Here is a 22,130-nt window from a genome sequence, read left to right as displayed (position 1 = left end):
TGTAAATTAAAGTAAAAACAAATTTTTTAAAATTATATATTATGGAAATCCCTAAAATTGTAGGTGCTGGTATCGTAGTACTAGGTGTAGGTATCGGTCTTGGTAAAATCGGAGCTGCTGCTCTTGAAGCTATCGCTAGACAACCTGAGCAATCTGGAAAAATCCAAACAGCTATGCTTATCGCTGCTGCACTTGTTGAAGGTGTTGCGTTTGCTGCTCTATTCGCAGTAAACTAATTAAAATTAAACCATTACCCGTAACGGTTGGTTACAGGTAATGGTTATTTAAGAAAAAAAGTAATAATTATTTATACATTTATATAATGGAATTAATTCACCAGTTTTCATCAGGATTATTTATTATCCAGTCTGTTATTTTTCTAGCATTATTATTTTTGTTAGGCAAATTTGCTTGGAAACCTATTTTAAAATCAATCAATGACAGAGAAACTTCTATTGTTGATGCTCTTAATCAAGCTAAATTAGCAAGAAAAGAGATGGAGACTTTAAAAGAAGATAACGAAAGAATTATTCGTGAAGCTAAAATCGAAAGAGATGCTATCCTTAAAGAAGCCAGAGAAATTAAAGATAGAATCGTAGGTGAAGCTAAAGATGCTGCTAAAAATGAAGGAGATAAAATGATTGAAGCAGCTAAACAGACAATCAATGCTGAGAAAAATGCTGCTATGGCAGACATCAAAACTCAAATCGGTGCTTTATCTGTAAACATTGCTGAATCTATCCTTAAGCAGAAGTTGGATAACAACGAAGCTCAAAACGAATTAGTTCAAAATTATTTAAACAAATCTAACCTTAACTAAGAATGCTTACATCTAAAGTAGCTAAAAGATACGCACAGGGACTGCTTGATTTCACCAATGAAACAGGTCAGACAGCTGCTGTATTTTCTGAAATGAAAGATGTAAAGAAGATCATGTCTCAATCTGCAGATTTGAATAAATTCTTCCTTACACCTTACATTGATGCAAAAAAGAAAATAGAGGTAGCAGACCAGATCTTTAAAGATTTTTCAGTTTCTTCACAGAACCTGATCAGATTAGTGATCAAGCACGGACGTGAGAACCAACTGAAAAATATTGCTCAGGAGTTCATCAATAAAGTAGAGGATATCAATGGAGTACAGAGAATAACTCTTACTACAGCGACTCAGCTTTCTAAAGAGAACCTTGATCAGATTCTAAGATCTACCAATCTAGTAAAATCAGATTCAAACTTTGATCTGAATTTAAATGTGAAGCCAGATATTTTAGGAGGCTACATTTTAAGAGTAGGTGATCAGCAGATCGATGCATCTGTAAAGACAAAACTTAACCAGGTTAAAAAAGATTTTCAATTAAATTAAAGAAAAAACAACCATACAATGGCAGAAATAAATCCGGCAGAAGTATCTGCGATCTTAAAACAGCAATTGGCCAACTTCGACACTCAATCCAACGTTGAGGAAGTAGGTACAGTTTTAACCATCGGTGATGGTATTGCTCGTGTATACGGGTTAGAAAACGTACAATACGGAGAGTTGGTGAAATTTTCTAGTGATGTAGAAGGTATTGTACTTAACCTTGAAGAAGACAACGTGGGTGTTGCTCTACTTGGGGAAAGTAAATTAGTAAAAGAAGGAGATACAGTAAGAAGAACAAACAGAATCTCTTCTATCAAAGTAGGAGAAGGTATGTTAGGAAGAGTAGTAGATACTCTTGGTAACCCTATCGATGGTAAAGGTCCTATTACTGGGGATTTATACGAAATGCCATTGGAAAGAAAAGCGCCTGGGGTTATCTTCAGACAGCCGGTAACTGAGCCTTTACAGACAGGTATCGTTGCGATTGACTCTATGATCCCTGTAGGAAGAGGTCAGAGAGAGCTTATCATTGGGGACAGACAGACCGGTAAAACTACCGTTGCGATCGATACGATCATCAACCAGAAAGAATTCTTTGATGCAGGTAAGCCTGTATATTGTATATATGTTGCTATTGGTCAGAAAGCTTCTACTGTAGCACAAATCGTTAAAACCCTTTCTGACAAAGGAGCTTTAGCATATACTGTAATTGTTGCGGCTAACGCATCCGATCCGGTTCCAATGCAGGTATATTCTGCTATGGCTGGAGCATCTATCGGTGAGTTCTTCAGAGACACTGGTAGACCAGCATTGATCGTTTATGATGATCTATCCAAGCAAGCGGTTGCGTATCGTGAGCTTTCTCTACTATTGAGAAGACCACCGGGCCGTGAAGCTTATCCTGGAGACGTTTTCTATCTTCACTCAAGACTATTGGAAAGAGCAGCTAAAGTTATTGCTGACGACAAAATCGCGAGCCAGATGAACGATTTGCCAGATTCATTAAGACCAATCGTAAAAGGTGGTGGTTCATTAACTGCACTTCCAATTATCGAAACCCAGGCTGGTGACGTTTCTGCATATATTCCGACTAACGTAATCTCTATTACAGACGGACAGATCTTCTTGGAGTCTGATCTATTCAACTCAGGGGTTCGTCCTGCGATCAACGTAGGGATCTCTGTATCCAGAGTAGGAGGTAATGCTCAGATCAAATCAATGAAAAAAGTATCTGGTACTCTTAAATTAGACCAGGCTCAATATAAAGAATTGGAAGCGTTCGCTAAGTTCGGTTCTGACCTTGATGCTTCTACTTTAGCGGTAATCTCTAAAGGAGAAAGAAACGTTGAGATCCTTAAGCAGCCGGTAAACTCTCCACTTCCTGTAGACAGCCAGGTGGCTATGATCTACGCTGGAACTGAGAACTTATTGAGAAACGTTCCGATCAGAAAAGTAAAAGAATTCCAGATTGAATATATCGAATTCCTAAGATCTAAGCACCCTGACACAATGGCGGCTATTAAAGCAGGTAAAATCGACAACGATATTACCAACGTTCTTAAGCAGGCGGCTAACGATTTAGCTTCTAAATATAACTAAAATCTTCATTGTTTAAGGTTTAGAATCCGTTTTAAACCTTAAACTTTAGACCATAAACTTTGAACCCAAATTAATGGCAAACTTAAAAGAAATACGAGGTAGAATTACGTCAATTTCATCTACGATGCAGATTACACGTGCTATGAAAATGGTTTCCGCTGCGAAGCTTAAAAAAGCACAGGATGCCATCGTAATGCTAAGACCTTATTCTGAAAAACTGCAGGAAATCATCCAGAATGTAAATTCTAGCTCTGATCCCGATCAGGTTTCTATCTATGCTCAAAAAAGAGAAGTGAAGAGGATTCTTTTCATCGCTGTTACTTCAAACAGAGGTCTTGCAGGAGCTTTCAATTCATCTATCGTAAAAGAGCTTAACATCCAGTTTAGAGATAAGTCTCAATACGAAGTTGAAGTGCTTACCATCGGTAAAAAAGCTTTTGATGCGGTAAGAAGAACCCGTACGGTATACTCTAATGAAAGTGCTGTTTTTGATAACTTAAACTTTGATACAGTATCTCATGTTACTGAAGGAGTAATGAACAGCTTTAAAGAAGGTAAATTTGACGAAGTTTATTTAATCTACAACAAATTTGTTAATGCTGCTACTCAGGAAGTAACTACTGAACAGCTTCTTCCGATTTCTATGGCTGAAAAAGCTGAAGAAACTCAGGTGGAAACAGATTATATCTTTGAACCGAACAGAAATGAAATTCTTGATAATTTGATCCCTAAAGCGATCAAAACCCAGGTTTTCAAAGCAGTTTTAGATTCAGTTGCCTCTGAGCATGGCGCGAGAATGACAGCAATGCACAAAGCTACAGATAATGCGCAGGAACTTAAAAATGATCTTGTCATTTTCTACAACAAAGCAAGACAGGCTGCCATTACAAACGAAATCTTAGAGATCGTTTCCGGAGCAGAAGCTTTGAAAAATTCGTAAAGAATTATTTTAACATAATATTAAAGCATCGATATTATCGATGCTTTTTTTGTTATTTATATTTTATCTATCTTTGTAAACTAAAATATTATACAACTTCTAAATGGACTCGGATATAGTCAGGCTTTTGCTAGCCTTATTTCTTGTTTTACTAAATGGCTTTTTCGTAGCCGCAGAATTCTCAATTGTTAAGGTTCGTTATTCACAGATCCAGTTAAAAGCAGCCGAAGGTAACTCTATGGCAAAACAGGCGGAGCATATTATCAAACACCTTGATGAATACCTGTCTGCTACACAGCTTGGTATTACCCTGGCATCTCTTGCGTTGGGTTGGGTAGGTGAAAGTGCCCTGCACCACGTAGTTGAAAGTATTTTCCACTCTTTGAATGTGGAGCTTACCCAGACAACAATTACCACAATTTCAGTGGTGACAAGTTTCGTATTAATTACTGTGATGCATATTGTATTTGGTGAACTTATCCCGAAATCTATTGCAATTAGAAAGTCGGAAGCGACTACAATGGCTACAGCAGTTCCATTAAGAGTTTTTTACACGGTTTTCAAACCATTTATCTGGTTGATGAACCTGATGTCGAATACATTTCTAAGATTAATTAAGATACATCCGGCTTCCGAACAGGAAATTCATTCCACCGAAGAACTTCAGCTTCTGGTAAAGCAGAGTGCTGATAGTGGCGAGATTGAAGAAGAGAATTATGAGATCATTAAAAATGCATTTGATTTTACAGATCATTCCGCCAAGCAGATCATGGTTCCAAGACAGAATATCACGTCTATTGACTTTGAAGAAGATATCAATGAAATTATCAACAAGATCATGGATAGCGGCTATTCGCGTATTCCCGTGTATCTTGATTCCATAGATAATGTGATTGGGATTTTCTATACCAAAGAGATTATCAGGGAATTTGTAAAGAGAAAAGGAGACCTTAACCATGAGGACCTTAAAGATCTTATGCGTGATGCATTCTTTGTTGTGGGCAGCAAAAAGATCTCGGACCTCCTAAAAATCTTCCAGCAGAAAAAACAGCACCTTGCAATAGTTATTGATGAATTTGGAGGAACAGAAGGTATTATTACCCTGGAAGATATTCTGGAAGAACTTGTAGGAGAAATTCAGGATGAAGAAGATGATGAAGATAAGCTGGTAGATAAAATAGGAGATAATATTTATTGGGTTCAGGCTACGCAGCCACTGGATGAAATCAACGAATATCTGCCTAAAAAATTACCTCTTTCTGAAGAAAGCGAATACAACTCACTCGCAGGATTCATTCTGCATGAACTGGAAGATATTCCGGAGGAAAACGACGAATTTGATTTGGAAAATTATCATTTCAAGATTCTGAAAATGAATAATAAGAGTGTAGAGCTCGTAGAATTAGTATACGAAGGCCCGAATGTACTTAATGACCTGGCCGATAAAATAGGGGAAGTTTAAAAAGGTAGAAATGATTTTTTATAACAGCATAAAAGATTACGAAGATCCAAAACGTCAATATGAAGAAGAAGTATTGGTTTTGGATGACACAGATGAAGTATATAAACTGGTTCTCCATAATGATGATATTCACACATTTGATTATGTGATAGACTGTCTGATAGAGATTTGCAAGCATACCCTGGAACAGGCGGAGCAATGTACAATGCTCGTCCATTACAAAGGCAAATGCACAGTAAAAACAGGTTCTATGGATCTCCTTAAGCCCATGCATGAGAAACTGCTTTCGAGAGAATTAACAAGCGAAATAGTATAAACAAAACACTGCCAATTGGCAGTGTTTCTTATTAAAGCATATTTTTTTTAGAGAATATACACTTATTGGTGAAAAATTTCGTCATATTTATTTATATTAGCAATTAAGACACACCCTAAATATAAATAAATGAAACAAAAAATTACTTCGCTGGTTCTTGGGAGTATATTATGCTGTTCCGCATTACATGCTCAGGAATCATCTTTTGAAGCTCCGGCTAAAAACTGGATCAAAGAAAACTCAAGAAATTTAGGAATTCCGGGATTCAGCGGACTCACATTAAGCTCGGTACGCAAAAGCAATACAGGAGAAACCCTGCGATTTCAGCAGATGATAAAAGACGTTCCTGTTTTTCAGTCTGAAATTGTGGTCCATTTCAACAAATCCGGTAAAATAAGTTATACAGGGACAGAAAGTTTGAAGAAAAACCTGAAAGAAACTGATACGGTTCCCTCTGTGTCTGCTTCAGAAGCGCTTAAAAAAGCCCATAGAGCTTCCCGGTCAAAAGGAGAGATTACCTATGAAGAAAATAAGCTGTTTATCTACATTACAGATTCAGGAGAAACAAAATTGGTTTACAGGGTACTGATCAGCTCTTTTGATAATCCCGGCAGCTGGGAAACCATTGTTGATGCAAAAACAGGTGATGTGATCAGCATGAAAGACATTTCTGTAAAACATCATGATAAAAATGATTCACTTCATAAGAAAAAAGATAAAAAAGTAACATCAAAGAAGACTTTGGTAACTGGAAGTGCCTACATTTTTCAACCGGATCCTTTATCTAAAACCGGATCAGCTTATGCAGGTGATTTTGTAGATAATAACGACGCTACCAACGCCAGTCTGGATGCTGCAAGAACTTTAGTGACAATTCCTGAAATTGATTTTACAGGCGGAATTTATACCTTAAAGGGAACGTATGCAGAAATTAAGGAGATAGAGGCACCCGCAAAAGGAATTTTTACACAGTCTACCAATCAGTTTTTGTTTAACAGAAGTGATGATGGATTTGAAGCAGTGAATGCTTACTGGCACCTTGATAATAGTTTAAGATACATCAATGTAACTTTAGGAATTGTCTGCAAACCTTCACAAAACAATGGGGTATTAAGATTTGATCCGCATGGTTTTAGTGGTCAGGATAACTCTCATTATCTGACAGGAAGTGAGTCACTTGGATTTGGTGAAGGCGGTGTAGACGATGCTGAAGATGCTGATGTAATTTTACATGAATTGGGACACGGAATTCATCACTGGCTGGCAGGCGGAATTTCCAATGCAGACGGTCTGAGCGAAGGATGCGGCGATTACTGGGCACAGTCTTACAGCAGAAGTTTAAATCAATGGTCCACATCTGCTCCGGAATACAACTGGATGTTCAGCTGGGACGGTCATAATTCTTTCTGGGATGGCAGAATAACCAATACTACAATGATATATCCGGGATCCGGATCCTATTATGATAAAGCACAGATTTGGTCTGCGGCACTGATGAGAATTTATAACAGAATAGGTAAAGAGAAAACGGACAGAGCGTTTTTAGAAGGACTGAATTTAACAACTTCAACAACAAACCAGCAAAATGCGGCCATTGCCGTAAGACAGGCCGGTATTGATATGTTGGGACAGTTCGGGTTCAATTGTAATGATATCACCGCTATGACAGAGGAATTTACAGCTGCAGGCTATGTTCTTCCGGAATACAGCTGTACACTGGGTACCAAAGAAACAGTTAAACAAAACCCAGTTTCAGTATATCCAAACCCGGTTTCTGATGTTCTTATCGTTTTGTTGAAAGGGAACAAAGAAGAAAAAGCCGAAATTTATAACATGGAAGGCCGAAAAGTAATGGAAACAACGATAAGGAATAACAGCAACAGAATTGATGTTTCAAACCTTCCGTCCGGAAATTATATCCTGACCGTAAAAGAAATTAATTTATCTGCAAAATTCATTAAAAAATAAAAACTTTAAATCCGGTGCCCAGACATCGGATTTTTTTGTTATACCAAATTCTGCGGGATTGTTTTACTTGCATTCATCTAAAATAGTATATTTGTACCAACTATAAAGAAACAAAAAAGAATGCTTGTAATAGGAATTGCTGGAGGAACAGGATCCGGCAAAACTACAGTTGTTGATAAGATACTGCAACAGCTTGATATTGAAGGAATGAATATCCTTTCTCAGGATAATTATTATCACGATAACCCGAATCTGACACTGACCGAGAGAGAGGCGCTTAATTATGACCATCCAAAGTCTATAGATTTCGATTTAATGATAAAACACGTAAAAGCTTTAAAAAACAATGAGTCTATAGAACAGCCCATTTACAGCTTTGTAACCCATTCCCGAACTGGCGACCACGTCACTGTAGAACCTAAAAATGTATTGGTAGTAGAAGGTATTCTGGTATTGACGAACAAAGAACTGCTGAAAGAATTTGATTTAAAAGTATTTGTTCATGCAGATTCAGACGAAAGACTGATCAGAAGAATCAGGCGGGATACTCAGGAAAGAGGAAGAGATCTGAGTGAAGTCCTTCACCGTTATCAGACCACTTTGAAGCCAATGCATCAGGAATTCATTGAGCCATCCAAGAATGACGCAGATCTGATCATTCCGAATATGAGACAGAATTCCGTAGCGATTGATTTTTTAACTACTGTTATTAAAAATTCGTTGAGAAAACATTAAAATGGAAGAAAACAAACTTATTAAAGACATTCAGCCGAAATCTGAAACATTTAAAATGATCCAGAAATATGTTCTGAATAAATATACCATTACAATCTGTATGTTTTTGGTCTGGATGATTTTCTTTGATAAAACCTCTTTCCTTGTTATTAATGAACTGAACGGTGAAATCAGCCGATATGAAGACCAGCTTGAATATTATAAAAAAGAGTACGAAAAAAATGATACTTTTTATAAAAAGCTGATGAACAATAAGTCGGAAAAAGAAAAATACGCAAGAGAAAATTATTTTATGAAAAAACCGGATGAAGAGATCTTCATTTTGGTAGTAGACAGCACAAATAGTGCTAAAAAATAAGAAATTTGAAATGTGAAAGTCAATTAGCTTTGCTGTGAATGGTCAATAGTCAATTTTCATGACTCACCATTGACTTGCGAAGCAAAATTCACCATTCACATAAAAATGATAAACGTAATCGTGAATTATCAATGGTTAATTGTCAATTTTAATAATTTTACCATTGCCTGCAAAGCAAAATTCACCATTCACTCATAATAAACAGCCAATGTCAGCAGATATACTTCCAAACTGGGAAAATTTAGTAAAAAAACAGCTTAAAACAGAAGACATTTATTCCATCTTAAATAAGGAAAATCTGGAAGGAATTGATGTAAAACCTTTTTACAGTGAAGTTCAGAAACCATTGGCAAACCTGCCGAAAGTTGAGGAAAATACCCATCTCGTAGCAAGATATCACGAAAGCCTGGAAGAAGATGTATTTGCATTTGTCTTAGACCACAACGTAGAAAACCTTGAGCAAAAAACAATTTTTGTCAATAATAAAGACCTTGCCGGTCATATCAGCCCGAAAGAAGAAGACCAGTATTTTTCACTGATTGATGTTTTTAAAGAAAATGAAGGCATTATTGATGACCAGCTGACTAAAGAACTTTTATCAAAAGACTTCAGAAGAAACATCTGTGTTGATATTTCGCTTCATCAGAATGCCGGAGCTGCCATTTACCAGCAGTTGGGAATTGCGCTGGCAAAAACCAAGGAGCTTGCTGAAATGTATGGCTCTGAAATTTTGAACAAACTGATTTTCAGAATAGCAGTGGGTGGGAATTATTTCTTTGAGATGGCTAAGCTGAGAGCTTTTAAAATAGTTTTTAACCAACTTTCCAAAGAATATGGTTTAAATGAAACACCATATATTTTTGCAGAGACATCTTTAAGGAATAAGGCTGTTGCAGACAGTGAAAATAATCTGATCCGTTCGACACTAGAACTGGCATCCGCAATGATTGCAGGAGCAGATGCGGTGTTCAGCAATAATTATCTTGTAAACAGAAGCACCGACAACTCCGAAGAGATCTCCTTTAAGCAGCAGATTGTTCTCGCTTATGAAAGCATCATTAATGTATTTGAGGATGCTTCGAATGGAAGTTATTATGTAGAAGACATTACCCGCCAGATTGCAGATAAATCTTGGGCACTGTTCGTTGAAATAGAAGAGACAGGAGGGTATCTGGAACTTTTGAAACAGGGAATCATTCAGAAAAAGATCTACGATCATGCTGTTGAAGAGCAAAGATGGGTGGAAGAAGGAAAAATAAAACTGATTGGAGTCAATTTATACCCCAAATTAGACGTTAAAAGGTCCATTGAAGATCTTTACAGCGAAAAAGAGATTAGAGCTGTACGTTGGGCTGAAATGTTTGAATAATTTATAGGTTCCCCAGACTTCTCAAATACAGGTAATCTTAAAAGATATCTGTTATTTTAAAAACACAATATAATGAAAGAAAATGAGATAAGTTTTTATGTCAGGAAATGCATTTTTTCTGTCTATAATGAGCTTGGTCCAGGTTTATTAGAAAAGGTTTATGAAAAAGTTCTGGCTTATGAACTTGAAAATAATGGATTAATGGTAAAAACTCAGGTCCCAATGAATCTTAAGTTTAAGGATACTGTTATAGAATCAGGATTTATTGCGGATATAATTGTTGAAAATAAAGTAATTATAGAGATAAAAGCTACTACAGATATAGCTAATATACATCATCAACAGTTGTTGACTTATCTAAAACTTACCGGATTAAAGCTCGGCATTCTAGTGAACTTTAATACTGACTATATTAATAAAAGTATTTTCAGAAAAGTAAATGGAAAATTAGATTAAAAAAATATAGATTATTAAACCACAGATTACGCAGATTTACACAGATGATTATGTGTAAATTTTTTATTCTTTTAATACCATTTATACCTAATTTTAGGATCATGGAAATTAATCGTAAACATCTGTGTAAATCTGCGTAATCTGTGGTTAAGAAAAATAATATCATGTAATGAAAGAAAAACTGATTGATCTATTTGAATACACCCATCATTTCAACAAAGAAATGATAAAATATATTTCAGAAAACAAGCCGAAAGTTGATGAAAAAACAATCAGCCTGATCAATCATATATTGAATGCCCAGCAGATCTGGAATTCACGGATATTGGGCGAAAACTCATTTGAAGTCTGGCAGGTCAACCCTTTTGAGTCTCTTGATGAAATTAATCAGCAGAATTTTCTGAAAAGTATTGATATCATTCAAAAATCCGATCTGGATAACAGAGTGGAATATCAGAACTCAAGAAGGATAAAATTTGAAAATAGTATTTTTGAAATACTGTTTCATGCCGTGAACCATTCAACCTATCATCGAGGTCAGATCAATTCTCTTCTGAAGCAGAACAGCATCGATCCGATATTGACAGATTATATTTTTTATAAAAGATAAAATCTAGGTATTGCCTTGAAAAATATAATGAGCAGTTGTAGAACGTCATTCTGAGCGGAGTCGAAGTATTTTATAATCATTTATATTATTCATTTATAAAATTTGAAAATTCCAGGAAATCTGTGGAAAACAAATTATTAAACAAAGAAATTCAAAACTATATCAATGCAAATCTGAATACAGATCTGCATTCTCTTCTGTTAAAAAAATCCCCATTTCAAGATGTTTCCATGTCGGAAATTGTGCAGCAGATTAAAGGAAAACAAACTGCCCAGAAAAAATTTCCGTTTTTACTTAAAGAAGGAATTATTTTTCCACCTCAGTTGAATTTAGAGCAGGCATCTTCAGAGATTACAGCTGTCTATAAATCACAGATCCTCAAAGGAAATACATTCATTGACCTGACCAGCGGATTCGGAATCGATGCCTATTATCTGTCCCAAAATTTTGGCGAAGTTACTTTGGTAGAGCAGAATCCTGAATTGTTGAATATTGTCGAGCATAACTGGGGTGTTTTAGACAGAAAGGCGATATTCATCAATCAAAATCTGGAAGATTTTTTAGATATCAATAAAGACCATTTTAATGTGATCTATTTAGATCCGGCCAGAAGGGATCATAATAAAAATAAAGTCTTTTTGCTTGAAGATCTTTCGCCGGATATCCTTCAGATCAAAGACAGGCTTCTTACCACAGCAGATCAGGTAGTTGTAAAGCTTTCACCGCTAATTGATTTGAAATACCTGGTATCAGTCCTTCCTGGCATTTTCAGGATAGAAATCATAGCGGTAAAAAATGATGTCAAAGAAGCGGTTATTTTTCTGTCCAATGAAAAAAGAAAGGAAATTATGGTAAACTGTATTAATCTGGAGAGCGGAGATTCTTCTTTTACCTTTACATTTGATGAGGAAGAAAATACCCAGGCTGTATATTCTGAACCTGAAAAATTCATATACATTCCCAATAACAGTATTTTAAAAGCCGGAATTTTTAATCTGGTCTCAGAAAGATTCGGGCTTAAAAAACTTCATCCCAATACCCATCTCTATACATCGGATCAGAAAATTAATGATTTTCCCGGTAGAGTTTTAGAAATGGAATCTGTTGAATCTAAGCAGATTAAAAAGAAAGAGCAGTTTAATATCATTTCAAAGAATTATCCTTTAAAACCTGAAGATATCAAAAAGAAATATGGAATAAAAGACGGTGGTGAAGGCTACCTTATTTTTACACAATCCAAAAAAGGGAAAATTATTTTAAAATCAGTATAAAAATGTTGCCGAAAAAAGCAGGATTTCTTACTTTTGGGCAATCAAAAATTTAAGCATGAAATCGCTTGCTGTTAAAATATGATAACCGGCTAAAATAATGCGATTCCATATGACATTTAAAAAATAAATTTTACATATGAAAAAATTCATTATATGTTTAGCTGTTGCAACAGTAGCCGTAAGCTGTAAAAAGATCCAGGCAGGAGGAAACAAGAATACTCTGAAACTGGAAGAAGGAGTAGAAAGATATTCCGACGATGCACAGGGTGGAGGTGAAGCACACGGTCATGAAGCTGCTGCAGGACATGGTTCTGAACATGCTGAGAAGAGATCTCAGGTTTCTATTGATTTAAATGGGGTTGCTCTGAAAGGTTTTGCTAACGGAATGGAAGACAGCATTGTAAAATACCTGAAATCCGGACAATATGCTTCTGCTACAGAAGATGGATTGAAAAATGTATGGTATGACTTTGATAATGTTAACTTCAAAATGGGTTCTGCCAATCAGTTGGAAGCTGGTTCTCAGGAGCAGTTGAGTAACCTTGCTAAAATTTTGAAAGCTTACCCGGATTCAAAAATCAAAATTGGGGGGTATACTGACAAAACCGGAGATGAAGCTAAAAATGTAAAATTGTCTCAGGACAGAGCCAATTTCATTAAAGCTCAGCTTACCGCTTTAGGTGCCGGAGGACAGATTGTCTCAGCAGAAGGATATGGAAGCCAGTTTGCAAAAGTGGATGCAAAAGCATCTGATGCAGAAAGAGCGTCTGACAGAAAAATGTCTGTAAGATTTACAAAATAATTTAAATACAATAAAGTATATGAATGTCTTGCTCAAGCAGGGCATTTTTTTTATTTTTAACGAAACAAATTTTTAAAATGCAAGAGACATTAAATTACATCAATGAAAACAAACAGCGTTTCGTGGATGAATTATTTGAGTTATTGAGAATTCCTTCTATTTCTGCAGATCCGGCTTATAAAAATGACGTCTTGAAATGTGCGGATGTTGTTGCAGAATATCTTAAAAATGCAGGGGCTGACAATGTAGAAGTATGCAAAACCAAAGGATATCCTATTGTTTTTGGAGAAAAACTTTTAGATAAAAATTTGCCAACAGTATTGGTATACGGACATTATGATGTTCAGCCGGCAGATCCATTGGAGCTTTGGACAAAACCACCTTTTGAACCTTATATTGAAAAAACAGAACTTCATCCTGACGGAGCCATTTTTGCAAGAGGTTCTGCGGATGATAAAGGACAGTTTTTTATGCATTTAAAGGCTTTTGAAGCGATGATGAAAACAAACTCTCTTCCTTGTAATGTTAAATTTATTTTGGAAGGTGAGGAAGAAGTAGGATCCGTAAGCTTGGGAGACTTCGTTAACGAAAACAAAGAAAAGTTGTCTTGCGACTGTATTTTAATTTCTGACACTCATATTTACAGCAACGAACAGCCAACTGTTACAACTGGCTTAAGAGGCTTAAGCTATGTAGAAGTTGAAATAGAAGGACCGAACAGAGATCTTCATTCAGGATTGTATGGAGGAGCCGTTCCTAATCCGATTCACGTACTTTCCAGAATGATTGCTAAACTGATCGACGAAGACGGACATATTACCATAGACGGATTTTATGATAATGTAGAAACCGTATCAGATGCTGAAAGAGCAGATATGAACAAATTGAAAGACAATCCGGAAGAATTCAAGAAATCTATCGGACTCAATGGAGTGGAGGGTGAAAAAAGCTATACAACGCTTGAAAGAACCTCTATCCGTCCTACTTTAGACTGTAATGGTATTTGGGGAGGATATACAGGAGAAGGAGCTAAAACAGTAATTCCTTCCAAAGCTTCTGCTAAAATCTCAATGCGTCTGGTTCCTTATCAGACTCCTGAAGAGATCACGGAAAAATTCACAAAATATTTTGAAAAAATTGCTCCTGAGAATGTTAAAGTAAAAGTAACACCTCACCACGGAGGAATGCCATATGTTTTACCAAGTGATACTAAAGAGTTTTTAGCGGCTAAGCAGGCTATGGAAACTGCATTTGGTAAAGAAGTTCTTCCTTACAGAAGTGGAGGCAGTATTCCGATCACGGCAATGTTTGAAAAAGTATTGGGCGCTAAGTCTGTGCTAATGGGCTTTGGGCTGGATTCAGATGCAATTCACTCACCGAATGAACATTACGGGCTGTTTAATTTCTATAAAGGAATTGAAAGTATTCCGCTGTTCTTCGAGAACTATTCAAAATAATTAAATATTTTATAATCATATTCAGTAAAGCGTTCCAAAATCGGAGCGCTTTACGTTTTTTTATGGTAATATCCCTATCAAATGATATTTTTTTAGTTAATGTATGTGATTATTTTTAGTTCAACCTAAAATAATTACTATGAAAAAAAACTACTCTATCGCATTCTGCTTGTTTTCAGTGTTTTCCTTTGCGCAGCAGATCATTTCGTTTGAATATTCAGATGGATTTTATACCGGGAATATCCATGGTCAGGGGACCTGGATCAGCACGCCAACCGGTGATATGCCCCCGAACGTGCTTAACCAGATCATTTCTATGGATAATGCATCAGACGGAATTAATTCTCTGAAGATTGTAAAAGAAAACACTTATGGAACCCAATCCATTCCTATCATTGGCGCATTTGATAATCTTCCTGTATTGCTTCCCTACAACGGTTTTACGGTTTCTTTTGATATCAATATGTCCCAACTTAATGGATCGATTTTTAGCTTTCAGGGAGTAAGCAGCGCTGACGAAAAATATATTGTCAGACTCGATTTTGATAATTCCGGTGCAATTAAAGTTCTGAAAACATTATCAGGAAATCCTGTAATGGACACTGCATTGGGAACGTGGCAACCGAATTCCTGGTACCATATTGCAGTTGTAGGAACCGCTGCAGATGTTAAATACTATCTGAACGGGATTTTGATCTATTCCGGTATTGCAGTAGAATCAATGGATATAAACCAGTTGCGTTTCGTACACGATAATGCAGACGGAACAGCCTATATTGATAATGTTAAAGTATATAATCAGGCATTATTATCTGTAGCAAATAGTACTGTAAATAAGAATAAGGTAATTGTATATCCTAATCCTGCTTCAGATTTTATTAAAATAAATGCTTCTTCTAAGATAAAAAACATTGAAATCTACGAGGCGGCTGGCAAAAAGGTTCAGTCGATGGTAGAAAATGATAAAATTGATGTTAGAAGTTTTCCTGCTGGCACTTATCTGATCAATATTAGAACTGAAAATGGTAATTTCTCTGAGAAATTTATAAAAAAATAGGTTAAGTTTTGTATGAAATTAGTTTTCATTATTTTTCAGATAAAATATTTTGTTATAGATTAATTATAGAAATACCTGACAAATCTTAGTCTATATAAAACGCTTCAATTGAAGCGTTTTTGTTATTTTAGAGCATTAAAATTAATAATATGTCAGAAAATAAAGTAGCTTATATAACTGGAGGAACCAAAGGAATAGGTTTCGGAATAGCGAAAATATTATTGGAAAACGGTATTTCAGTAGCATTTTCAGGACGTAAAAGAGATGATGTTGAAAAAGCTGAAGAAGAACTTAAGAAATATTCAAAGAATGTTTTGGGGATTGTTTCAGATGTAAGAAGCCTTGAAAGTGAAGAAGAGGCTGTAAAATATATTACTGAGACATTCGGAAGGCTGGATTTTGTAATTGCCAATGCAGGATTGGGAATATTCAAACCTGTAGATGAACTGACTGCCGAAGAGTGGAATGATATGATAGAAACCAATCTGACAGGTGTATTCTACACATTAAAAGCTTCTGTAGAAGAATTAAAAAAGACGCAAGGCTATTATATCACGGTTTCGAGTCTGGCAGGCGCCAATTTCTTTGAAAACGGAACAGGTTACAATGCATCTAAATTTGGAGTCGTAGGATTTACCCAGGCGGCAATGATTGATCTGAGAAAATACAACATCAAATCTACGGTTATTATGCCGGGATCAGTCGCTACCAATTTTAACGGAAACGTTCCCTCAGAAAAAGACAGCTGGAAGATCCAGCCCGAAGATATGGGGAATCTGGTCCTGGATATTTTAAAAATGAATCCACGTGTTCTGCCCAGCAAAATAGAGTTTAGGGCAACAAAACCAGCCTAGTAAATGCATTTAATGTATTGAATAGTAAAAAAATAAGTATTATGCATGCATAATATATTTTTTAATTATATTAGCAACGTAAAATGTAACAAAATCTCAGCATAAAACACTAAGGTTTTTTATGCCTAAAAGGGAAAAAATAAAATAGTACACATGAAAATATTAGTTTGTATCAGTAGTGTTCCGGATACTACTTCCAAGATTAACTTTACGGCAGATAAATCTGCCTTCGACAAAAATGGAATTCAGTGGGTAATCAATCCTTTAGATGAATTTGCGTTGACAAAAGCAGTTAAACTTCAGGAATCTCAGGGTGCAACTGTAACAGTGATCAACGTAGGAGATGCTGCTACAGAACCAGTGATCAGAAAAGCATTAGCTATTGGTGCCAATGATGCCGTGAGGGTAAACCTTGATCCTAAAGACAGCTATTCTACAGCGAAAGAAATCGCTGCCGTAGCTCAAAACGGAGGATATGACCTTATCCTTTGCGGAAAAGAATCTATCGATTACAACGGAGGTTCAGTACCAGGAATGGTCGCTCAGCTGTTAAACCAGCCTTTCGTCAATGCATCTGTAGGTTTAGATGTAAACGGAAGCGAAGCTACAGCTGTAAGAGAAATTGAAGGCGGAAAAGAAACGATATCAGTAAAATTACCTGCTGTAATCGCAGGACAAAAAGGATTGGTAGATGAAAAAGATCTTATCATCCCGAATATGAGAGGGATCATGTCTGCAAGAACGAAGCCTTTACAGGTAGTAGAGCCTGCTTCTTCTGAGGTGAAAGTTCAGGGAGTAACTTATGACAGCGTGCCGCCAAGAGCTGCTGTAAAAATGGTTTCTCCTGACAATTTGGATGAATTGGTAAGATTACTTCACGAAGAAGCTAAAGTAATCTAAAAATTTAAAAGAAAGAAGCTGAAACAGGGACATATGTTGAGCCCTGATCTGATTTCCAATCTTTTAATCCTTAAATTTTTTAATCTTTAAATTTAAAAAAAATGGCAGTATTCGTATACGCAGAAAATATAAATGGAGTTTACAAAAAAGCAGCTTTTGAAGCCGTTTCTTATGCTAAAGCAGTTGCAGACCAGGCGGGAGATACCGTTACGGCAATCTCTGTAAACCCAACAGATTCTTCAGATTTATTGTACAAATATGGAGCATCAACCGTTATCAATGTAAAAGATGAAGGTCTTAAAAGCTTTTCAGCAAAGGCATTCGCTCAGGCTGTAAGTGAAGTGGCAGACGGAAACACTATCGTTTTTCCTCACACTACAGATGCTTCTTCTATCGCTCCTATGCTTGCAGTAATGAAGAACTATTCTTTGATTACCAATGTACTTGAAGCCCCTGAAAGCCTTTCCCCGTTCCAGGTAAAAAGAAAAGCTTTTTCAGGAAAAGGGTTTATGCATGCAAAAGCTGAAGGAAATGGGGTGATCATCACAGTTTCTCAAAATGCTTTCGGTGTAAAAGAAAGCGCTGTATCAGGATCAGAAGAAGTTAAGAATCTATCAGTAGCTAATGAAGATACTAAAGTGATCTCTCACGAGCAGAGCTCAGGGAAATTAGACCTTAAAGAAGCAGAGGTGGTAGTTTCTGCAGGAAGAGGAATGAAAGGTCCTGAAAACTGGGGAATGATTGAAGATCTTGCTAATGTTCTTGGGGCTGCTACTGCATGTTCCAAGCCGGTTTCTGATATCGGATGGAGACCTCACACAGAGCACGTAGGACAGACAGGAAAAGCAATTTCACCTAATCTTTATATTGCAGTAGGTATTTCCGGAGCTATTCAGCACTTAGCCGGGGTAAACTCTTCTAAAACTATCGTAGTTATTAATAATGATGCTGAAGCACCATTCTTTAAGTCTGCGGATTATGGAGTAGTAGGAGATGCATTCCAGATTATTCCTGCATTAACAGAGAAAATTAAAGCAATTAAAGGATAGAATAGTGAATGGTTAATAGTCAATATGCTACGCTTGTCAATTTTTTCAGATAAATTAATTCACTTGCGAAGCAAAATTCACTATTGACTTTTGACACTTATCAACAATAGCATAAAAGCTCGGCTTCCGGGCTTTTATTTTTGTCTAAAAGTGAAACCTACAATAAAAAATTAATTTATATTTGTAGCTATGGATTATAAGCAGCTAATTATTCGCGGAATATCGTACAGCCAGACCCAATCGGGGGCTTACGCTTTGTTATTGGAACATGAAGAATCACATATAAAATTACCTGTTGTTATAGGAAATTTCGAGGCTCAGTCTATTTCGCTGGGACTGGAAAAAGACATCCATCCGCCCCGTCCGCTTACCCATGATTTATTCACAAAATTTATAGTTTCTGCCCATTATGAATTGGTTTCAGTGATTATTTACCAGATCGTAGACGGCGTATTTTTTTCTAATATTAATTTCAAAAATAAAGCTAATAATGAAGAGCTGATCCTGGATGCAAGAACTTCTGATGCAGTAGCAATGGCCGTAAGATTTGACGCCCCTATTTTTACCACTCAGCAGGTTCTTAATGAAGCAGGAATTCTTCTTGAGCTGGAAGATGTTTCAAAAGAAGAACAGCCGTTCTCCGAAACCGAGCAGTCTGAAGATAATTTAAAAGCAGTATCTATGGAAGAGCTGCAAAAATTACTGGATGAAGCCGTAAAGGAAGAAGATTTTGATACCGCTCTGGAAATTCAGGAAGAAATTAAAAGGAGGAAAAAGAGAATTGATTAAAAGAACACTTATACTAAACTATGAATTTAAAATTACGACTTACCATCCTCAGCTTTCTTCAGTTTTTTGTTTGGGGAGCATGGCTGATTACGATGGCTAATTTTTGGTTCGGTACAAAACACTGGGACGGAACCCAGTTTGGAGCCGTTTTCGGAACCATGGGAATAGCTTCTATTTTTATGCCGACCATTACCGGGATTATTGCCGACCGCTGGGTAAATGCAGAACGTATATTTTCTGTACTGCATATCCTTTATGGGGTTATCCTTTTTGTATTGCCTCATTCCGCAGATCCTAATTCTTTCTTTTGGCTAATGCTTCTGGCGATGTGCTTTTATATGCCTACCATTGCCCTGGCAAACTCTATTTCTTACACGATCCTGAAAAACAGTAATCTGGATGTCGTGAGAGATTTTCCGCCTATCCGGGTGTGGGGAACTATCGGGTTTATTGTAGCGATGTGGATTACCAATCTTACAGGAAACAAGGCTACAGAAGGACAGTTTTATATTGGCGGAGCTATTGCGATATTTCTAGGAATCTATGCTCTGACTTTACCAAAATGTCCGCCTCAAAAGCTGATTGATAAAAATGCTCCATTATCTGAACAATTAGGCCTTAATGCATTTAAGCTTTTCGGAAGCTATAAAATGGCCTTGTTCTTTTTGTTTTCAATGCTTTTGGGGGCAGCACTTCAGCTGACTAACGCTTACGGAGATGTATTCTTAAGTGAATTTTCACACTTCCCCAAATATGCAGACTCATTTGTAGTACAGAGGTCTACGATTATCATGTCGATTTCGCAGGTCTCGGAAACACTATTTATTTTGGCAATCCCATTCTTTCTAAGAAAATTTGGAATTAAAAAAGTAATGTTGATGTCTATGTTGGCCTGGGTGCTTAGATTCGGATTCTTTGCTTATGGGGTTCCTGATGGATTTGGGCTTTCACTGATCATTTTTTCATGCATCGTATACGGAATGGCATTTGACTTCTTTAATATTTCCGGTTCTCTTTTCGTAGAAACAACAACTGATAAAAAGATAAGATCATCTGCTCAGGGATTATTTATGATGATGACCAATGGTTTTGGTGCTCTTTTCGGAAGCTATATTGCAGGTTGGGCTATCGATAAATTTTTCACGCACAAATTTACGAATGCTTCGGATTTATCTGCTTATCTTGACACAACAGCTGATAATCCTACTTTCCTGGAAATCCTTAAAAACAGCTTCAATTCAGCAGTGAATGCTGACGGAACACTTTCATCTGTAGTCATGGTAAAAGACTGGCAGAATATATGGCTCTCATTTGCAATTTATGCATTGATCCTGGCCATTTTCTTTGCTGTTTTATTCAGACATAAACACAATCCGGAAGAAGTTTCTTCAGTAAAACACTAATTCTACTGATCTGATTATTAAAATATTAAATTGCACTTTTTGAAAGAAAGTGCAATTTTTTTTTATTTTCGGGCAACCTTTTAGAATAAATTCCGTCTTATAGTTAGAAAACCGATACATGGAGAACCTCGAAAAGAATTTTTTACTGGCTAAAAAACAGGACCGGATGGCCCAAAAGGCTCTTTACGAAATGTTTTCGGCTAAAATGCTTGCCATATCAAATTCTTATACGAATAATCTTCATGATGCAGAAGATATCCTGATCAGCGCGTTTATGAAATGCTTTACCAAGCTAGACGAATGCAGAGATTGGAAAAGCTTTCCATTTTGGCTGAGAAAAATTGTTGTCAATGATTCTATCAGTTTTGTCAGGAAGAACAGGAATATTCTTTATGCCGATATAGAAATTGCAGACGAGTATTCTGATGAAGATATAAATGAACGGCTGGAAGAAATCAATATTGAAGAAATATTTTTAAAGATGCCGGCAGGGTATAGGCTGATCTTCAATTTATATGTTTTTGAAGAAAAAAAACATCAGGAAATCGCAAAAATGCTGAATATTTCAGAGGGAACAAGTAAAAGCCAGCTAAGCAAAGCTAAAAAATGGCTTACAGAATTTTTAAAAGCAGAAGAAAATGAAAAAAGAGATACTGAAACAGTTAAAGTCTGACTACGAAAGACTCGAAATTAAGCCTTCTGAAGATCTTTGGGATAAATTAGACCAGAAGTTGGATAATATACCTGATATGCCGTTAAACCGGTCTTTTAAGTGGTGGAAGTATGCTGCTGCTGTATTGCTCTTTATTTCTGCAGGAACATTTATTTATTATAACAATTATAAAACAAAATTTGAGAGTAAACAAACAGATTATATTGTTAAAAAAACTCTTAAAAAGACAGTAAATCCTATAAATGCAGGCTTGGAAGATCAAACGCTTATTTCGAATGAGCCTATCCGGGAGAATACAGTGAAAATTGTAAACAAAAATCTGGAAAAATTTAGTTCTGATCATGCATTAATTCCAAAAAAAGAAAGAAGATCGAACGATACTCAGATTGCTGAACATAAAGAAGGGCAAAATATAGTTATTCAACCGGAAAATAATATCATTAACAATGAAAAAGCGGAGAATACTGTGATGCCAAATCCTCCTGTATTTGCAGAAGTGAAGAAATCAAAATCAAACTATATCAATTCTGATGAACTTCTTTTGGGCAGAGAATTTGATAAAGCCCGGGAAAAAGCCAGTAAAGATGAACGTAAATTAGGAGCTTTCAAATTTGATAATATTGTTCCGAATGTAGGTAATGTAACCGTTTTGGGAGTAACGGTCTATCTGGAATCCAAATAAAACTGAATTTTTTATAAAATC

At 36.3% G+C, this 22,130-nt stretch carries 24 protein-coding genes; all 24 read left to right on the top strand.

What is annotated here, in order from left to right:
• Positions 1-41 precede the first annotated feature (41 nt).
• The 24 genes from atpE (at position 42) to DRF61_RS13890 (ending at position 22,109) form a co-directional block, all read left to right on the top strand.
• The gene (gene atpE, locus DRF61_RS14005) at positions 42-236 is read left to right on the top strand and encodes an ATP synthase F0 subunit C (RefSeq protein ID WP_002979108.1); all 195 of its coding nucleotides are present in this window, start codon (positions 42-44) and stop codon (positions 234-236) included.
• An 86-nt stretch (positions 237-322) separates the two neighbouring features.
• Positions 323-820 carry a F0F1 ATP synthase subunit B gene (locus DRF61_RS14000; protein ID WP_111958089.1) on the top strand — a complete coding sequence of 166 codons (498 nt, stop codon included), beginning with the start codon at positions 323-325 and terminating at the stop codon, positions 818-820.
• A 2-nt stretch (positions 821-822) separates the two neighbouring features.
• A complete protein-coding gene (gene atpH / locus DRF61_RS13995) occupies positions 823-1,362 on the top strand; it encodes an ATP synthase F1 subunit delta (RefSeq protein ID WP_111958087.1) in 540 nt (179 codons plus the stop codon).
• A gap of 18 nt (positions 1,363-1,380) precedes the next feature.
• Entirely contained in the window at positions 1,381-2,958 is a 1,578-nt protein-coding gene (atpA, locus tag DRF61_RS13990) for a F0F1 ATP synthase subunit alpha (RefSeq protein ID WP_111958085.1), read from the top strand.
• Positions 2,959-3,031: 73 nt separating this feature from the next.
• Positions 3,032-3,898: an ATP synthase F1 subunit gamma gene (gene atpG / locus DRF61_RS13985; RefSeq protein WP_111958083.1), complete on the top strand. Its 867-nt coding sequence runs from the start codon at positions 3,032-3,034 to the stop codon at positions 3,896-3,898.
• Between the two features lie 103 nt (positions 3,899-4,001).
• Complete coding sequence (locus DRF61_RS13980; protein ID WP_111958081.1) at positions 4,002-5,360, top strand: hemolysin family protein; 1,359 nt, start codon at positions 4,002-4,004, stop codon at positions 5,358-5,360.
• 10 nt (positions 5,361-5,370) lie between these two features.
• On the top strand, positions 5,371-5,676 hold the full coding sequence (locus DRF61_RS13975; RefSeq protein WP_111958079.1) for an ATP-dependent Clp protease adaptor ClpS: 306 nt from the start codon (positions 5,371-5,373) through the stop codon (positions 5,674-5,676).
• Positions 5,677-5,805: 129 nt separating this feature from the next.
• Entirely contained in the window at positions 5,806-7,644 is a 1,839-nt protein-coding gene (locus DRF61_RS13970) for a T9SS type A sorting domain-containing protein (RefSeq protein ID WP_111958077.1), read from the top strand.
• A 120-nt stretch (positions 7,645-7,764) separates the two neighbouring features.
• The gene (gene udk / locus DRF61_RS13965) at positions 7,765-8,379 is read left to right on the top strand and encodes a uridine kinase (protein WP_111958075.1); all 615 of its coding nucleotides are present in this window, start codon (positions 7,765-7,767) and stop codon (positions 8,377-8,379) included.
• Position 8,380: 1 nt separating this feature from the next.
• The gene (locus DRF61_RS13960) at positions 8,381-8,737 is read left to right on the top strand and encodes an FtsB family cell division protein (protein ID WP_111958073.1); all 357 of its coding nucleotides are present in this window, start codon (positions 8,381-8,383) and stop codon (positions 8,735-8,737) included.
• Positions 8,738-8,945: 208 nt separating this feature from the next.
• Positions 8,946-10,106: a methylmalonyl-CoA mutase family protein gene (locus tag DRF61_RS13955; protein WP_111958071.1), complete on the top strand. Its 1,161-nt coding sequence runs from the start codon at positions 8,946-8,948 to the stop codon at positions 10,104-10,106.
• 72 nt (positions 10,107-10,178) lie between these two features.
• The gene (locus DRF61_RS13950) at positions 10,179-10,562 is read left to right on the top strand and encodes a GxxExxY protein (RefSeq protein WP_111958069.1); all 384 of its coding nucleotides are present in this window, start codon (positions 10,179-10,181) and stop codon (positions 10,560-10,562) included.
• 169 nt (positions 10,563-10,731) lie between these two features.
• The gene (locus tag DRF61_RS13945; protein WP_111958067.1) at positions 10,732-11,172 is read left to right on the top strand and encodes a DinB family protein; all 441 of its coding nucleotides are present in this window, start codon (positions 10,732-10,734) and stop codon (positions 11,170-11,172) included.
• A gap of 122 nt (positions 11,173-11,294) precedes the next feature.
• Complete coding sequence (locus DRF61_RS13940; protein WP_111958065.1) at positions 11,295-12,443, top strand: class I SAM-dependent methyltransferase; 1,149 nt, start codon at positions 11,295-11,297, stop codon at positions 12,441-12,443.
• A 136-nt stretch (positions 12,444-12,579) separates the two neighbouring features.
• Positions 12,580-13,245 carry an OmpA family protein gene (locus tag DRF61_RS13935; protein ID WP_111958063.1) on the top strand — a complete coding sequence of 222 codons (666 nt, stop codon included), beginning with the start codon at positions 12,580-12,582 and terminating at the stop codon, positions 13,243-13,245.
• A gap of 77 nt (positions 13,246-13,322) precedes the next feature.
• A complete protein-coding gene (locus DRF61_RS13930) occupies positions 13,323-14,702 on the top strand; it encodes a dipeptidase (RefSeq protein ID WP_111958061.1) in 1,380 nt (459 codons plus the stop codon).
• 139 nt (positions 14,703-14,841) lie between these two features.
• Positions 14,842-15,759 carry a T9SS type A sorting domain-containing protein gene (locus tag DRF61_RS13925; protein WP_111958059.1) on the top strand — a complete coding sequence of 306 codons (918 nt, stop codon included), beginning with the start codon at positions 14,842-14,844 and terminating at the stop codon, positions 15,757-15,759.
• A gap of 149 nt (positions 15,760-15,908) precedes the next feature.
• Positions 15,909-16,613: an SDR family oxidoreductase gene (locus DRF61_RS13920; RefSeq protein WP_174772317.1), complete on the top strand. Its 705-nt coding sequence runs from the start codon at positions 15,909-15,911 to the stop codon at positions 16,611-16,613.
• Between the two features lie 153 nt (positions 16,614-16,766).
• Positions 16,767-17,513, top strand: coding sequence for an electron transfer flavoprotein subunit beta/FixA family protein (locus DRF61_RS13915; RefSeq protein WP_111958055.1), 747 nt, complete (start codon positions 16,767-16,769; stop codon positions 17,511-17,513).
• 101 nt (positions 17,514-17,614) lie between these two features.
• The gene (locus tag DRF61_RS13910; protein WP_111958053.1) at positions 17,615-18,562 is read left to right on the top strand and encodes an electron transfer flavoprotein subunit alpha/FixB family protein; all 948 of its coding nucleotides are present in this window, start codon (positions 17,615-17,617) and stop codon (positions 18,560-18,562) included.
• 189 nt (positions 18,563-18,751) lie between these two features.
• The gene (locus tag DRF61_RS13905) at positions 18,752-19,351 is read left to right on the top strand and encodes a bifunctional nuclease family protein (RefSeq protein WP_111958051.1); all 600 of its coding nucleotides are present in this window, start codon (positions 18,752-18,754) and stop codon (positions 19,349-19,351) included.
• Positions 19,352-19,371: 20 nt separating this feature from the next.
• A complete protein-coding gene (locus DRF61_RS13900) occupies positions 19,372-20,754 on the top strand; it encodes a nucleoside permease (RefSeq protein ID WP_111958049.1) in 1,383 nt (460 codons plus the stop codon).
• A 118-nt stretch (positions 20,755-20,872) separates the two neighbouring features.
• Positions 20,873-21,427 carry an RNA polymerase sigma factor gene (locus DRF61_RS13895; protein ID WP_111958047.1) on the top strand — a complete coding sequence of 185 codons (555 nt, stop codon included), beginning with the start codon at positions 20,873-20,875 and terminating at the stop codon, positions 21,425-21,427.
• Positions 21,393-22,109 carry a hypothetical protein gene (locus tag DRF61_RS13890; protein WP_111958045.1) on the top strand — a complete coding sequence of 239 codons (717 nt, stop codon included), beginning with the start codon at positions 21,393-21,395 and terminating at the stop codon, positions 22,107-22,109. The genes DRF61_RS13895 and DRF61_RS13890 overlap by 35 nt, the downstream gene beginning before the upstream one ends.
• Positions 22,110-22,130 lie beyond the last annotated feature (21 nt).

The sequence above is a fragment of the Chryseobacterium lathyri genome (assembly GCF_003290185.1).
GTDB classification, from domain to species: domain Bacteria; phylum Bacteroidota; class Bacteroidia; order Flavobacteriales; family Weeksellaceae; genus Chryseobacterium; species Chryseobacterium lathyri.
This window is presented reverse-complemented; position numbering and strand designations above follow the sequence as displayed.

Excerpts from the sequence above, each read along its gene's own strand:
- DRF61_RS13935 (WP_111958063.1), top strand. The coding sequence starts at position 12,580 with ATGAAAAAATTCATTATATGTTTAGCTGTTGCAACAGTAGCCGTAAGC.
- DRF61_RS13920 (WP_174772317.1), top strand. The coding sequence starts at position 15,909 with ATGTCAGAAAATAAAGTAGCTTATATAACTGGAGGAACCAAAGGAATA.
- DRF61_RS13925 (WP_111958059.1), top strand. The coding sequence starts at position 14,842 with ATGAAAAAAAACTACTCTATCGCATTCTGCTTGTTTTCAGTGTTTTCC.
- DRF61_RS13915 (WP_111958055.1), top strand. The coding sequence starts at position 16,767 with ATGAAAATATTAGTTTGTATCAGTAGTGTTCCGGATACTACTTCCAAG.
- DRF61_RS13960 (WP_111958073.1), top strand. The coding sequence starts at position 8,381 with ATGGAAGAAAACAAACTTATTAAAGACATTCAGCCGAAATCTGAAACA.
- DRF61_RS13930 (WP_111958061.1), top strand. The coding sequence starts at position 13,323 with ATGCAAGAGACATTAAATTACATCAATGAAAACAAACAGCGTTTCGTG.
- DRF61_RS13950 (WP_111958069.1), top strand. The coding sequence starts at position 10,179 with ATGAAAGAAAATGAGATAAGTTTTTATGTCAGGAAATGCATTTTTTCT.
- atpH (WP_111958087.1), top strand. The coding sequence starts at position 823 with ATGCTTACATCTAAAGTAGCTAAAAGATACGCACAGGGACTGCTTGAT.
- DRF61_RS13945 (WP_111958067.1), top strand. The coding sequence starts at position 10,732 with ATGAAAGAAAAACTGATTGATCTATTTGAATACACCCATCATTTCAAC.
- atpE (WP_002979108.1), top strand. The coding sequence starts at position 42 with ATGGAAATCCCTAAAATTGTAGGTGCTGGTATCGTAGTACTAGGTGTA.
- DRF61_RS13905 (WP_111958051.1), top strand. The coding sequence starts at position 18,752 with ATGGATTATAAGCAGCTAATTATTCGCGGAATATCGTACAGCCAGACC.
- DRF61_RS13975 (WP_111958079.1), top strand. The coding sequence starts at position 5,371 with ATGATTTTTTATAACAGCATAAAAGATTACGAAGATCCAAAACGTCAA.
- udk (WP_111958075.1), top strand. The coding sequence starts at position 7,765 with ATGCTTGTAATAGGAATTGCTGGAGGAACAGGATCCGGCAAAACTACA.
- DRF61_RS13910 (WP_111958053.1), top strand. The coding sequence starts at position 17,615 with ATGGCAGTATTCGTATACGCAGAAAATATAAATGGAGTTTACAAAAAA.
- atpA (WP_111958085.1), top strand. The coding sequence starts at position 1,381 with ATGGCAGAAATAAATCCGGCAGAAGTATCTGCGATCTTAAAACAGCAA.
- DRF61_RS13890 (WP_111958045.1), top strand. The coding sequence starts at position 21,393 with ATGAAAAAAGAGATACTGAAACAGTTAAAGTCTGACTACGAAAGACTC.
- DRF61_RS13895 (WP_111958047.1), top strand. The coding sequence starts at position 20,873 with ATGGAGAACCTCGAAAAGAATTTTTTACTGGCTAAAAAACAGGACCGG.
- DRF61_RS13955 (WP_111958071.1), top strand. The coding sequence starts at position 8,946 with ATGTCAGCAGATATACTTCCAAACTGGGAAAATTTAGTAAAAAAACAG.
- DRF61_RS13900 (WP_111958049.1), top strand. The coding sequence starts at position 19,372 with ATGAATTTAAAATTACGACTTACCATCCTCAGCTTTCTTCAGTTTTTT.
- DRF61_RS13980 (WP_111958081.1), top strand. The coding sequence starts at position 4,002 with ATGGACTCGGATATAGTCAGGCTTTTGCTAGCCTTATTTCTTGTTTTA.
- DRF61_RS13970 (WP_111958077.1), top strand. The coding sequence starts at position 5,806 with ATGAAACAAAAAATTACTTCGCTGGTTCTTGGGAGTATATTATGCTGT.
- DRF61_RS14000 (WP_111958089.1), top strand. The coding sequence starts at position 323 with ATGGAATTAATTCACCAGTTTTCATCAGGATTATTTATTATCCAGTCT.
- atpG (WP_111958083.1), top strand. The coding sequence starts at position 3,032 with ATGGCAAACTTAAAAGAAATACGAGGTAGAATTACGTCAATTTCATCT.